Annotated in this window: 6 protein-coding genes; all 6 read right to left on the reverse strand. The window is 66.3% G+C overall.

The genetic code is table 11. The features are described 5' to 3' along the window. Positions 1 to 505 precede the first annotated feature (505 nt). Positions 506 to 2,842 carry a toll/interleukin-1 receptor domain-containing protein gene (locus QTI04_RS06305; protein WP_286614554.1) on the reverse strand — a complete coding sequence of 779 codons (2,337 nt, stop codon included), beginning with the start codon at positions 2,840 to 2,842 and terminating at the stop codon, positions 506 to 508. 80 nt (positions 2,843 to 2,922) lie between these two features. Beyond that, positions 2,923 to 4,008 (reverse strand): VWA domain-containing protein, encoded by a 1,086-nt coding sequence (locus QTI04_RS06310; protein ID WP_286614555.1) that lies wholly within the window; start codon positions 4,006 to 4,008, stop codon positions 2,923 to 2,925. A 6-nt stretch (positions 4,009 to 4,014) separates the two neighbouring features. Then, on the reverse strand, positions 4,015 to 4,938 hold the full coding sequence (locus tag QTI04_RS06315) for a MoxR family ATPase (RefSeq protein WP_286614556.1): 924 nt from the start codon (positions 4,936 to 4,938) through the stop codon (positions 4,015 to 4,017). Next, positions 4,935 to 6,332, reverse strand: coding sequence for a DUF4062 domain-containing protein (locus QTI04_RS06320; RefSeq protein ID WP_286614557.1), 1,398 nt, complete (start codon positions 6,330 to 6,332; stop codon positions 4,935 to 4,937). Before QTI04_RS06320 ends, QTI04_RS06315 begins: the two co-directional genes overlap by 4 nt. A 1,190-nt stretch (positions 6,333 to 7,522) precedes the next feature. Further along, a complete protein-coding gene (locus QTI04_RS06325) occupies positions 7,523 to 11,734 on the reverse strand; it encodes a TIR domain-containing protein (RefSeq protein WP_286614558.1) in 4,212 nt (1,403 codons plus the stop codon). A 199-nt stretch (positions 11,735 to 11,933) separates the two neighbouring features. After that, on the reverse strand, positions 11,934 to 12,521 hold the full coding sequence (locus QTI04_RS06330) for a recombinase family protein (RefSeq protein WP_286614559.1): 588 nt from the start codon (positions 12,519 to 12,521) through the stop codon (positions 11,934 to 11,936). Positions 12,522 to 12,607 lie beyond the last annotated feature (86 nt).

Genomic DNA, 12,607 nt, shown 5'->3' on the forward strand with positions numbered 1-12,607 from the left:
CCCTCCAAACGGCGTATTGCAGCCGGGATGCAGAGTCCAGGCAGGAAGGCGGCTCGGACCAGGGAGTCAGACGCAAAAAAAGCCCCGGCTGGCGGGGCTTTTTTGGGCCTTTCGATCACCGCGAGGCGATATGGAGGCCAATCCTGGCGGAACCGGAGGCAGTCACATAAGAGCCTAGAGGCTGCATATCAACTACCTTTCCCGGTCCAAAAAATATGCCGATTCCCCCGTCTGTTCCCCCACATCCGAGACGCTGCGCCCCGCCCACGAACATTCGAGCTATTACAATTCGCGCCGGCAGCATTTTTGTGTTCTTGTCGCGTGCTAGCGACGTCGCGTCAGGCGAGAAGCCGCATGAAGCGCTCCTAAAAAGTCAGCTTGATACCGGCATACCCGTGCTGACGACTCACACGATCTTCGGCCGGACGCAGGAACGGATGATGAGACCGTTTGTGGACTTGCAGTCGCGAAAGTTGGCGCGCGTCGCGGGAAATGGTCTGGCGGTTCATGCAGTTGGCCCTGCCTCACGCCGTTGGTGCCATTTCCAGGCCTTATTCAAGAAGCGGTCGAGCCGGCTTTCGTCTTCGTCGACCACGCGCACCACCTCGGGGTGGCTTGATACGAATCGCAACACATCCCAGCCGGCGGCGGGCACCGCATCGGCCGAGGGCGGATGCGGCGGCGTCAAGTAGGCGACGATGCCGGGCGTTGGAGCGCGCAGCTTGCTCTCGACGTTGTCGATCTGGGCGAAGATGGTCCGGACCTCTTTGCTGCCCCACAGCAGCACGATGCCGTCAGCCTCGTCCAGGTCGAAGCTGTCTATCCTGTCCAATGGTAGGCCGCGTGCTCGAAGCTTAGGGGGTGTACCCCACCGTGGCTCCAATTCCGCCATCAGATGGTCCCAGCGTTGGCTCATATATTCGCCCAACGTTTCCCAGAGCGAGGGCTCGCGCATGTTGCTTTCTATGTAGATTCGCATAACAGATTCCGGCGCAGCACTCGGGACCGAGCCCCCGAGAACCCGGACTAGGCCATCGATGTTCACTGTCGCCAGGCCTTGCTGCTCCACCCAGGCCGCTGCGCCGCGACTGGGCCGCCGGAGCGGTTCGGGCCGCAAGTCCAGCCAGTGCAGCGATTCAAGGGACTTGCCCTTCTTGCGCCAGGCGTCGCGCTGCAGGGCCAGGTGGCCGCCGGGACCGGCGCTGGGGACTAGCAATTCCTGATCGTCGAAGGCGAGCACCAGTTGTCCGGCTGTGTCTAATTCGGAGAAATCGCTAACCAGCGCTCCTTGGGTTAGCTGCTGGACTTCGATGCCGCTTGCACGCAGTCGCGCCACTGCGATGGCCATGGCGGCAGACAGGTCAGACGGCACGGCACCCATCAGCACGCCCCTGTTCGATGACAGTGGCGGTGGGTGCTTTTCGGCCGCGCTGCGCTCTAGCTTTGACGCCAGGTCCACGCGCAGACGGTCGAAAGGCCTGCGGAATGCAGGCGCGACCAAGCCCGGACGCGTGTAGATCTCCAGGGGCCTCGATGGATCGGACGTGTCGAAGAACGGCAGCCAGACCTGGTCGCCAGCCGAGAACAGCGTGCGCCAACGCGGGCTGTTGGCGACGCGCTGCATCGCGGTCTGCGACAGGGCGATAACGTAAAGGCGCTTCCGGAAGCCTTCGTCACCGTAAAGTGAGTGGAAGGCCTCCAGTTCCTTCAGGCACCATTCGCTTTTGGCGTAGTTGTCGTGCACCACCGCAATGAAAGCGAACGAGGACGCCAGCCGGTGCGTCAGCTCCTCGCTTATCGCGCCGCCAATCGTTCCTTCATGGCCCGCCATGTACAGGTGCGGCAAGGGCACGCTCCACGGCAGGACGGCCAGGCTGCGCAAAAGCTCGTCTCGGAACTGCGTCACCCAGTTGAACCAAGCCGTGTCGTCGGCTTGCGCGTAGCTGACGTAGGCTGTGTACTGGCACTCGAAAAGCACGGGCAGCGTGCGCCGCTTCGAAGTGGACATGGGCGGCGCGGGCGTCCGGGTCGCTGCCGTCGCTTTATCGCTCTGCCGCTCGTCGGCAGCCTCGGCCGGCGTGCCGACTCGCGCCGCGGCAGCCGGCTTGGGCGCCGCCGCCGTGACGGCTTGCAGCCATTGCCGCACCGGCGGGAGCGACACGTCGCCCACTTCCAGCGGCTCGTCGCCCAGCGCGCGCAGGAGCGCAGCGGCGTCTGCTGAGCCAGAATGCGCGGCTTCGACGCCAGCGGCATAGCGCAGCAGGCGGTGGTAGCGTACCAGCGGCGTGGACAGCGAGCCGGCCAGCGTGCCCACGCGCAGCCGGGCGCTGATCTGACCCGGCGTGCAGGCATGCCGCACGGCGGCGGCCAGCTGTTCAGCAGCCGAGTCGGGATCGCGGAAGGCGAGCGCGTTCCAGCGCTCGATCTCTAGCCAGCTGCGGTACAGCGGGTCGGTGTCGCTGCGTTCGGCCGAGTGTTGGCGCTCAAAATAGGCCAGTAGGAAGTCGGCCACGAGCATAGAACGTGGTTCGGCGCGGCCGGCCTGGCTCGGGTCCAGCTGCTGCAGCAGTTGGTGCCGGGCATGGGCGTTGAATCGGAAGTAGCCGTTGCCGATGTCGCTGCAGAAAGGCGCGCACATGACGTCGGTCTCTAGCACGCCCGGGGGCTGGCGGTCGGGCACGAAGTTGATGCGCAGCAGTTGCAGCAGGTCAGCGTGCAGCACCTGCGGCACCGACGCATGCAGCGCCAGCTGCAGCGCCGGTTCGCCGCGCCGGCGCGCGAAGCCCATCACGGCCTCGAAAGCCTGCAGCGGGGTCAGCCCCTGGTCGCCGGCGTCGGACATGTCAGGGCCCCAGCCTGCGCTGCCGCACGCGGAGCGCAAGGAACGCGGACGACCGGGTCGGCGCGATGGTGGGCTTCATGTCAGGCGTCCCGCATCCCGCGCAGGAAGTCGACCGCGCGCGTCAGGCCGTCCTCGTTGAGCTCGTGCATCACGGCCGATGGGCGCAACGGCCGAGCCGCGTCGCCCCAGCGTTCGCGCGGCATCGGATTGAGCCAAGCCAGCCGGCTGCCCTGGTTGACCACGCGGCCCACGAACTCGCGCGTGCCGGCCAGGCGCTGGCGGTCCCGCAAGCCACGCGCGGCGCCGGCGTCGCCCATCACCAGCACCGCGGCGTCGCCATGCTCGCCCAGCACGTCCTTCCAGTCGAGCGGCCGGTGCATCGCTGCGCTTTCGAACAAGCCCATGCGCGGGTCGTTTTCAAAGTACAGCAGGCGGGCCTGCTTCAAGCGGCCCTGTTGCAGCGACTCGGCCAGCGGCTCGTGCAGGCCGCGCCAAGCCACCATGCTAGCGCTGGCGTCCACGAGCACCAGCAAGCGCGCCTCGTTGCGGCGCGCCGGCAAGCGCACCGGCTCCAGCAGCCAGCCGGTACGACACTGCGCGGCCACGGTGGCTTCGATGTCCAATTCGACCGGCGGACCGCTGCGCCGCGCCACGCGGTAGCGGCGCCAGGCGATCACCAGCGTGCGCAGCGCCACCGGCGGGCGGCCCTCGAACACGTAGCTGTCGTTCACCCTGCCCTGCAAACGCACGCTGGGCAGTGCCATGCCGGAATCGCCGGCCACCGCGAACTCGGCGCGAGGGGCGCCTGCGGCAGCGCCTTGCGCCTTTGCCGCGATCTGGGCAGCCGCGTCGGCTGGTGCTTCGGGCTGCGCCGCGGCGCCGGTGGGTCCGCCGGCGCCGACGAGCCGGTCGATCTCGTCGCGCCGCGGCCGCGCGAAGCGCTTGAAGACGCCCTGCAGCCGCACCACTTCCTCGTCGCCGCGCGCCCACAGGTTGATGCACAGCACCTGCAGCGCCTCGCGACTGCCGATGCCATGGCCCAGGCGCAGCGCGCGCAGCGCGTCCTCGTAGTCGCGCACCGACAGCTCGAAGCCCGCACGCACCAAGTGAAGGTACAGGCACTGCAGCGGCAGGGCCTCGTCCACGCTGACGGCAGTCGACGACATGCGGCGCTAAGCCTTGCCCGCCTTGGCGGCCACCAGCGCTTGGTAGGCATCCAAGTCGCCCATGGTCTTGAACATGGTCTCCCAGTAGGGCGGGCTGTAGGGGTCGGCCGCCAGGTCCTCGGGCGACTGGCCGCGCCAATGCACGATGCGCACCCAGTCGATCAACTCGCTGGTGGTGGGTGGCTTCTGGGTATTTCCCACCGCAAGCTGGCGCACGCGCAGGAACGAGGCCACGGCTGCGTTTAGCACCGCGTCGACCAGCTGCGGCAGCGTGTCGTGCGTGTTGCGGCGCACGATCTCGCGCAGTTCCTCCTCGGTGCGCGGGAAGCTGACGCGCACGTACAGGCAGCGCCGCAAGAAGGGCTCGGGCAGGCGCTTTTCGCGGTTGCTCGTGATCACCACCACCGGCGGTTGGTGCCGGTCGCCCTGCACCGTGCGGCCGAAGCCGCCGGGCTGCGCCAGGCTGAGCCTTTCTTCCTCGGGCGGCAGGTCGTCGACTTGGAAGCTGAAAGTGTCCAGCACGTCGAGCAGATCGTTGGGGAAGTCAATGTCTGCCTTGTCGACTTCGTCGATGAGCACCACGCGCCGCTCGCGCTTGTGGATGACTTCGCCCAGCGGGCCTAGCGACAGGTAGGGGTAGACGTGGCGCGCCTGCTGCACGTCATGGCGCTGGGCGTCCTGCAACCGCGCGAGCGCGTTCAGCCGGTACAACAGGTCCTGTGCGCGCGAGTTGCTCTTGACTGAGATCTTCACCACCGGGCCCAGGCCCAGTTCGGCGGCGATCGAGTAGGCGAGCTGGGTCTTGCCGCATCCCGGTTCACCCTCGACCAACAGCGGCCGGCCCAGGTCAATGGCCAGGTTAACCACGTCGGCGGTGGCCGGAGGTGCAACGTAGAAGTCGGTGGCCGTGCCGGTATAACGCAGGCTCATGAGTCGTCCTCCAGAGGTTTCAGCAATTCGAAGCGAAGGCGGTCGAGCACCTGCATCGGGACCAGATCGACATCACCGCGGTCGTTGGTGACGGCGCGGCGCGCCACTTCGGCCAGGTGCCCAGGCGGTTCGTCAGCGTAGTTCATCTCGCCCAGCCAGCGCGTCACCTGGGCCTTGGTGAAGGGCCCGAGCGCCGGCAGCGCGACCAGCCGCGACGCCGTGGCGTCCGTCGCTTCGTTGTCGATCGCGCGCGTTATAGCCTCGACCTCGGGCGACAGGCCGGCGTAGCTGCTGAGCACCGCCACCAGCCGGTGCGGCAGCGGCAGTTCGGCGTGCAATGCGCTCAGGCGCTCGAAGAATGGTTGCCAGAACTGGGCATTGAAGCCCGCGGCTCCGCCGTCGAAGGAGCCCACGCCGTCCAGCATCAGGCACATCGGGCGCTCTCGCAGCCGCGCGGCGGCGCGTTCGGCCACGCTCGTCGGGCTGTGTTCGGCAGCGTCCTTCAGGCCCAGCGTCTGCGCCACCCAGGAGCACAGGGCCACTAGGTCCAGGCAGGAGTGTGGCAGCCGCCCGCCCGAGCTCGACGGCCTGAAGCCGCGCAGCGGCGCGCTGGCCAAGTGAGCCAGGAAGGTGCGCTGGCCGCCTTTGTCGTCGCCGTGCACCAGCAGCGCCAGCGCCGGGTAGGGCCCAACCTTCAGTTCGGCTAATGCCTGGCGCACGGCGTCGATCTGCGGGCCGCGCCCCAGCATGCCCAAGGCCCGTTCGTCAGGCCGCGGCGGCTCATCATCCGCCGCATCGGGCGCTGCCTCCCGTTGCGCCCGCGCCGCCGCCAGGAAGCCGCCGGCGCGCCAGTTGGTGCTGATGGCCAGTGCGTGATTGCACAGGTCCTCGGTGTCGCGGAAGAAGTTGACCTTCCGCCAGTCCATCACCCGGTCGCGAAAGCTGCGCATCAGCGCGGCATGGTCGGCCGCGTCCAGCTGGCGTTTCGCGACGATAGCCTCCGCGCGCAGCTGCAGTTCCGCATCGGCCGGACTGTTCTGCTCGGGCACCATCACCGCGATGTAGGGTGGCTCGGTGCCCTTCCAGCGTTCCAGCGCGCATTCGAATTCGAGCTGCGTGATAGAGGGCCTGCCCGGCGTCTGCGCCGAACCGTACCAGTGGCCCAGCAGCAGCAGGTACCCGTTGGCCTGCATCAGGTGGCGCCGGCACATCGATTCGACATCCTCCCAGGCTCCGCTCCAAGTACGGCAGTCGTCGCAGGCGGTGCCGAACTTCTGCAGCACCGTCGTGACGCGGGCGCGGTAGTCGTCGAAGTCGTCGATGGTCGAGCTGAGAAACACCGACCACGCACCCGGTCCTGACGGGAAGGCGGGCTGGGCGGTGGGGGGTGGCATGGCATCGTGATGAGCGGCGGGGCAAATATCAGCGCTCGTCCTGCCAGTGTCAACCACCCGCCAGGGGACTTCCCTGTTGCGGTCCTCAGGCCATCGGATAGTGAGGGGCAGGTGCCGGCCGCATCGGCGCGGATTCTGTCCGTGCCGCGCGGGGCCTCGGGCCGGTCGACCCGCGGCAGCGCTCCCACGGACGCGGGCGGACGTACTGCCGCTGAACCTGCGAGCCCAGCGCGATTTTGAAGATCGCCGTGCCCACACTCGACGGGGGCCTGGGTGCAATTGGGGGCCTAGACGAACTGTCCAAAGGCCATGATGGGGCCGAGCCGGGCCAAGTTGCCTCGATGTCGGTGCACCGAGCCGCACCTTCTCACTTCGCCAACTCCCGGACCTTTCACAGGGCGCATCCTTAGCTTGCGACTCGGGCTTCACCCGTATGCTGAATTGGTGAACCTCGACTCGGCAGGCCTACACGCTGCACCGCCCCGGGCTTGCGCGCCGCGGCCTTAGGCGCCGGTTGTGGCTCCAGCCCAGGTGCGTGAGGATTTTGTGGATCCCCAGCCGCTCCAGGATGGCAGCGTTGATCCCGAGCTCCCCGGTCTCACAGCGGGCAGTGCTTGGTCGTTGGCTTGACGAAGCCATCGAAACCTTCACCCTCTCCGAGAAGGAGCGGCGCTTCTGTCCAGCGCTGGAGAGCACGGCGGCTGAGAGCTATCTGAGCTGGGCCGACCTGCGCACGGCATGGCCTGCCTACTTCCACCTCTTGCATCGATAGCTTCACAAAGACAAACGGCACTCGAAGGCGCCGCCTGCTGCCTACAGTCAAACGCATGCCGCGATGCTGTTTTCCTGATCGTTGGCTTACCCGCAGGTATTAGCAAACGCCTTGTCATGCCAGACGCGCACACCGATCCTATATCGGGATCCGTCCCGCCAAGGCGCGAACTTCCTAGGGCCCAGGGCGCGTCGTCACACCCGTAGGTCTTGTCATGGTGTGGAGCACCAAGGCCGTTCTGAAACATCGTCGCAGGGCTTTCTGACGGACTCTCGACCAAGCTGTGGAGAAGGCAAACCCCCCTTCTCCACATCGTTGGGCTTGGATAAGTCTCCCCCCGCATCAAGCGTCCATCTGGAGTACACCCATGCTAGACACGAAAACGAGGCCGCTTCGGACTTTTGACCCGACGAGAAAATCAGAAGCTTGTTGCGCCCACGATGCACAGCAAATGCATGCGACCACCGTTATCGCCGATGAACACTCGGCGCCCGCCGAGCCCGACAACAACTTTAGACGGCGCGAAATCCGTGACGTAGAAGCCGATACAGCGCCCTTCACCAAGGTCCCATAGTCGAACGCTGCGGTCTTTCGAACACGACAGCGCCTGCCGACCCTCGGCCAGCACCGTGACGTCGGTGATCCCATCCTCATGGCCTGCGAGGGTGTACAGCAACTCGCCGCGCTCCAGGTCCCACAGCTTGAGGGTGCCGTCCACCGACCATGACAGCGCTTGCCGGCCCTCGACCAGCAGCGTGGCGCCGGTGACCTCGCCCTCTTGGCCGGCGTAGGTCTGCAGCAACTCGCCGCGCTCCAGGTCCCACAGCTTCAGGGTGCCGTCAAACGACCACGACAGGGCCTGCCGGCCCTCGGCCAACAGCGTGGCGCCGGTGACCCCACGCTCATGGCCGGCCAGGGTGTGCAGCAGTTCGCCGCGCTCCAGGTCCCACAGCCGGACGGTGCCGTCGCACGACCAAGACAGCGCCTGCCGGCCCTCGGCCAGCAGCGTGACGTCGATGATCAGATCCTCATGGCCGGCGAGTGTGTGCAGCAGCTCGCCGCGCTCCAGATCCCACAGCTTGAGGGTGCGGTCGCTCGACCACGACAGCGCCTGCCAGCCCTTGGCCAGCAGCGTAGCGCCGCTGACTTCACTCTCATGACCGGCGAAGGTGTGCAGCAGCTCGCCGCGCTCCAGGTCCCACAACTTGAGGGTGCTGTCAAACGACCACAACAGCGCCTGCCGACCCTCGGCCAGCAGCGCGGCGCCGGTGACCACGCTCTGATGGCCGGTTAGGGTGTGCAGCAGCTCACCGCGCTCCAGGTCCCACAGCTTGACGATGCCGTCGTGCACCGACCACGACAGCGCCTTCCGGCCCTCGGCCTGCAGCGTGGCGCCGTAGACCCCACGCTCATGGCCGGCGAGGACGTGCAGCAGTTCGCCGCACTCCAGGTCCCACAGCTTGAGGGTGCCGTCCCCCGACCAAGACAGCGCCTGCCGGCCTTCGGCCAGCAGCGTGGCGCCGCTGACCCCACGCTCGTGGCCGGCAAGGGCCTGCAGCAGTTCACCACGCTCCAGGTCCCACAGTTTGAAGGTGCGGTCGCCCGACCAAGACAGCGCCTGCCGGCCCTCGGCCAGCAGGGCAACGCCGTAGACCATGTCCTCGTGGCCGGCGTAGGTGTGCAGCAGTTCGCCGCGCTCCAGGTCCCACAGTTTGAGGGTGCCGTCGCTCGACCACGACAGCGCCTTCCGGCCCTCGGCCAGCAGCGTGGCGCCGCAGACCCCTCGCTCATGGCCGGCGAGGGCGTGCAGCAACTCGCCGCGCTCCAGGTCCCACAGTTTGAGGGCGCGGTCGTCCACCGACCACGACAGCGCTTTCCGGCCCTCGGCCAGCAGCTCGGCGCCGTAGACCCCACGCTCATGGCCCGCGAGGACGTGCAGCAGTTCACCGCGCTCCAGGTCCCACAGTCTGAGGGTGCCGTTGTCCACCGACCACGACAGCGCCTTCCGGCCCTCGGCCAGCAGCGTGACGTTGGTGATGCCATCCTCATGGCCGCCGAGGGTTTGCAGCAACTCCCCGCGCTTCAGGTCCCACAGCTTGAGGGTGCCGTCCCCCGACCACGACAGCGCCTGCCGGCCCTCGGCCAGCAGCGCGGCGCCGTTCACCTCATCCTCGTGGCCGGCGTAGGTCTGCAGCAACTCGCCGCGCTCCAGGTCCCACAGCTTGAGGGTGCCGTCCCCTGACCACGACAGCGCCTGCCGGCTCTCCGCCAGCAACGTGGCGCCGCTGACTTCGTCCTCGTGGCCGGCGTAGGTGTGCAGCAACTCGCCCCGCTCCAGGTCCCATAGCTTGAGGGTGCCGTCCCCCGACCACGACAGCGCTTGCCGGCCCTCGGCCAGCAGCGCGGCGCCGTTGACCTCGTCCTCATGGCCGGCGTAGGTGTGCAGCAACTCGCCACGCTCCAGGTCCCACAGCTTGAGGGTGCCGTCCTGCGCCCACGATAGCGCCTGCCGGCCCTCGGCCAGCAGCGTGGCGCCGTAGACCCAACGCCCATGGTCGGCGAGGGCGTGCAGCAACTCGCCGCGCTCCAGGTCCCACAGTTTGAGGGTGCGGTCGCTCGACCACGACAGCGCCTTCCGGCCCTCGGCCAGCAGCATGGCGCCGCTGGCCCCAATTTCATGGCCGGCGAATGTCAGGACCAGCGGTCCAGGAGGGTTCAACGCTGGAAGCAGGGGTAGCAATGGCGCGGATTGTTCTCGGGCGATGGCGATTTGGCAGAGTTCGCGCACAGCTGGCAAGTCGCTTGTTCCCAGGCGGCCATACAATTGCAAACCGACCTGATCCGGATGTGCGGCAATGATATGCGTCGACGCCTGCAAGGCGCATCTGACAAGTGTCAAGTCGGGCGTGGGCGCGGGCGTGTCATAGTCGCTCAACAGACCAAAGACGTCCGGAGGTGCTGGCGAACCGGCAGGGCCACGACTCGCGAGTAGTCGGGCTTCTATCCAGTCCACATCCAACAGCAACCGCTGAAGGTCAGCTTGGCGGTCTGCCGAGACCAAGTGACGAGCCAGATGCACTCGGACATACCCGTCGTCCGGCACCTCGTGCCAAGGCTGCCCGACGCGTTCGTAAGAGGCAAGCAGTTGTCCATGTCGTTCAGGCAGCGAGGCGGCGTCCAATCGGCCGATCAGCCACGCCCGAATGGAATCGTGCAGGCGCACGAAGCGCTCCTCCAGGCTGAAGTCCACCAAGAACGACTCGCCGAAAAGGCGCTGGCACGTTTCCTCGACCTCCAGTTCATCAAGGCCTCCGGTATGAGCCCAGAACCGCGCCAGCACTGAAAGGGGAATATGCAAGTCCTCTTCGAACACGGCGAGTTCCAGCAGCCGGCGCTGGTCGGCCTCGGCAAGCCCGAACAGACTCAATTCCAGAGTCTTGGAGACGGCGTCGTTACGCTCTACGGAATTCTGTGGATCGAAGGCCGTGACACCGCGTTTAGTCAATGCGACATCGAACGCACCGAGCGCGCGGTCGACCGGCTGGCGGCTCTCGCGAATGCGCTTGTGCAGCCAGGAATTGGCGAGTTTCAGGAGCAGGGGCCACTCGCCCAACCGTGCAGCCAGCGCTCGAAATGCAGTCTCATGTCCTGCCGGCAGGTCCTTGGAGAGCAGTTCGACGGCCTCCGTCGCACTCATCTGGTCAACCGACACCTTGGCGGCGCTAGATGGCACGACGTCGCCTCGGCGCGTGGTGATCAGGCGCGCGCAGCGCGCCCCCCCCGTGAGGAAAGGCCTCACATCAGGTGCCCGCCATACGTCGTCGACCACCAACAAGATGTCACGATCAGCAAGGAGTTCGCGAAACCGGGTCGCCGCAGCTTCCACCCCCTCAAAGCTCGGACGTTCGCCGCTCAACGTCTCGATCAGGTCGTTGAGTTTGCCCAGCAGGGCGGCAGCGGAGGGAGCTTCCCCCAAGGTCACCCACAGAATCCCGTCGTCGAAGGCGTTCTGGATGTCGTCGTCACTGCAGATAGCTCGCGCGAGCGTGGTCTTGCCAAAGCCCCCCGCCCCCCGAAAAGCGGCTGTGATCGCGACCGGTGCCTCCTTGTCAGGCGACAGGAGCAGTTTCTTCAACTGCTCGAACTCCAACCTGCGGGGCACGAAGTCCTCGGGCAGGGGTTCGGCCATGAATGGCACCCGCTGCATCTGGCATCGGGTGTTGAGGTCGTTGAAGAACTTCTCTTCCTGGTGGGCTAGGTCGTACCAATGGATGCTGCTCATCCACCGCGGCAATGAAGCAATGTCGATGCTAGCATCCGCGATCACCGGGTAGACGCACACCCCTTGCTGACGTGCATAGCGCCATTCCTTGCGCACCACCTCGGACCGCATCGCCGCCGGGGTCATCACCAGCACGATGTACTCCACGTGACCGAGCGCATCCTTAATTTGCTCCCACCAGTCCCGTCCGCCCTCGAGCCCAGCACGGTCCTGCCACACGGAAATGTTTCGGGCTAGCAACCGGTCGCGCAGGTCGATGGCGAAGGCCTCGCCGTCCTTTCGCGCATAGGACACGAATACACCCCTCCGTGCTTTGTATTCTTCTGGTGTGGCCAAGGGTTGCACCATGCAGGACTATCCTTCGCGCTTTAGGGCAGCAGCCCGACCAACGGCAATGCAAGTTCACATGCGCTGGACACGACACGCCTGCAACCCGCATGAATGATCAATCGCAACGATCCAAAATCGACGATTGGGAACAGGGCGCTGCCGAGGCCTGCGCAGTGGCCCCGGTGGTCGCCTCTTGCTGTGAATGTGTCGCGGTTGTTCAATCACTGCTTTCGGAGGAAGCACGAGCTCGCATGATGGTTTGCCGGCTCGTCTTCAGTGCTCGCGCAATTGCCGCGACCGCCTCGCCCGCGGAGAGTCGCTGGCGGACCTCAGCCAACTGCGCCGCCGACAGCGCCGATGGACGACCCAAGACTTTGCCTTCGGCCTTCGCACGCGCCAGCCCCGATTGAGTCCGTTCAATCAACAGATCTCGCTCGAATTCCGCGACCGCAGCGATGACCCCCATCGTCATCTTGCCTGCCGGGCTCGTCAGATCGACGCCGCCCAAGGCGAGGCAGTGGACCCTGACGCCGAGACCTGTCAAAGCCTCGACGGTTGCCCGGACGTCCATGGCGTTCCGGCCCAAGCGGTCCAACTTCGTGACCACGAGCACGTCTCCAGCCTCGAGCTTGTCGAGCAACTTGCCGAACCCCCGCCGCTCAGAGGCAGGCATGGACCCCGACACGGTCTCACCAATCACCCGAGACCCGGTGACCGAAAAGCCGGCTGCTGCGATCTCGGCCACCTGGTTGTCGGTGGTCTGTTCAGCCGTCGAGACGCGGCAGTAAGCGAACAATCGGGACAAGTGAAGCTCCTGTACGGAAAGGTCGTCCGGATCATGGTCTGCGTACGAAATCTCGTCAAGCTACGTTTTGGACATGTCTGCGAGCC

It is taken from the genome of Variovorax sp. J22R115 (assembly GCF_030317005.1).
Classification (GTDB): domain Bacteria; phylum Pseudomonadota; class Gammaproteobacteria; order Burkholderiales; family Burkholderiaceae_C; genus Variovorax.

What these genes read in the sequence shown, in the direction of transcription:
- QTI04_RS06305 (WP_286614554.1), bottom strand. Translation starts at nt 2,842, where the DNA reads ATGTCCGACGCCGGCGACCAGGGGCTGACCCCGCTGCAGGCTTTCGAG.
- QTI04_RS06310 (WP_286614555.1), bottom strand. Translation starts at nt 4,008, where the DNA reads ATGTCGTCGACTGCCGTCAGCGTGGACGAGGCCCTGCCGCTGCAGTGC.
- QTI04_RS06315 (WP_286614556.1), bottom strand. Translation starts at nt 4,938, where the DNA reads ATGAGCCTGCGTTATACCGGCACGGCCACCGACTTCTACGTTGCACCT.
- QTI04_RS06320 (WP_286614557.1), bottom strand. Translation starts at nt 6,332, where the DNA reads ATGCCACCCCCCACCGCCCAGCCCGCCTTCCCGTCAGGACCGGGTGCG.
- QTI04_RS06325 (WP_286614558.1), bottom strand. Translation starts at nt 11,734, where the DNA reads ATGGTGCAACCCTTGGCCACACCAGAAGAATACAAAGCACGGAGGGGT.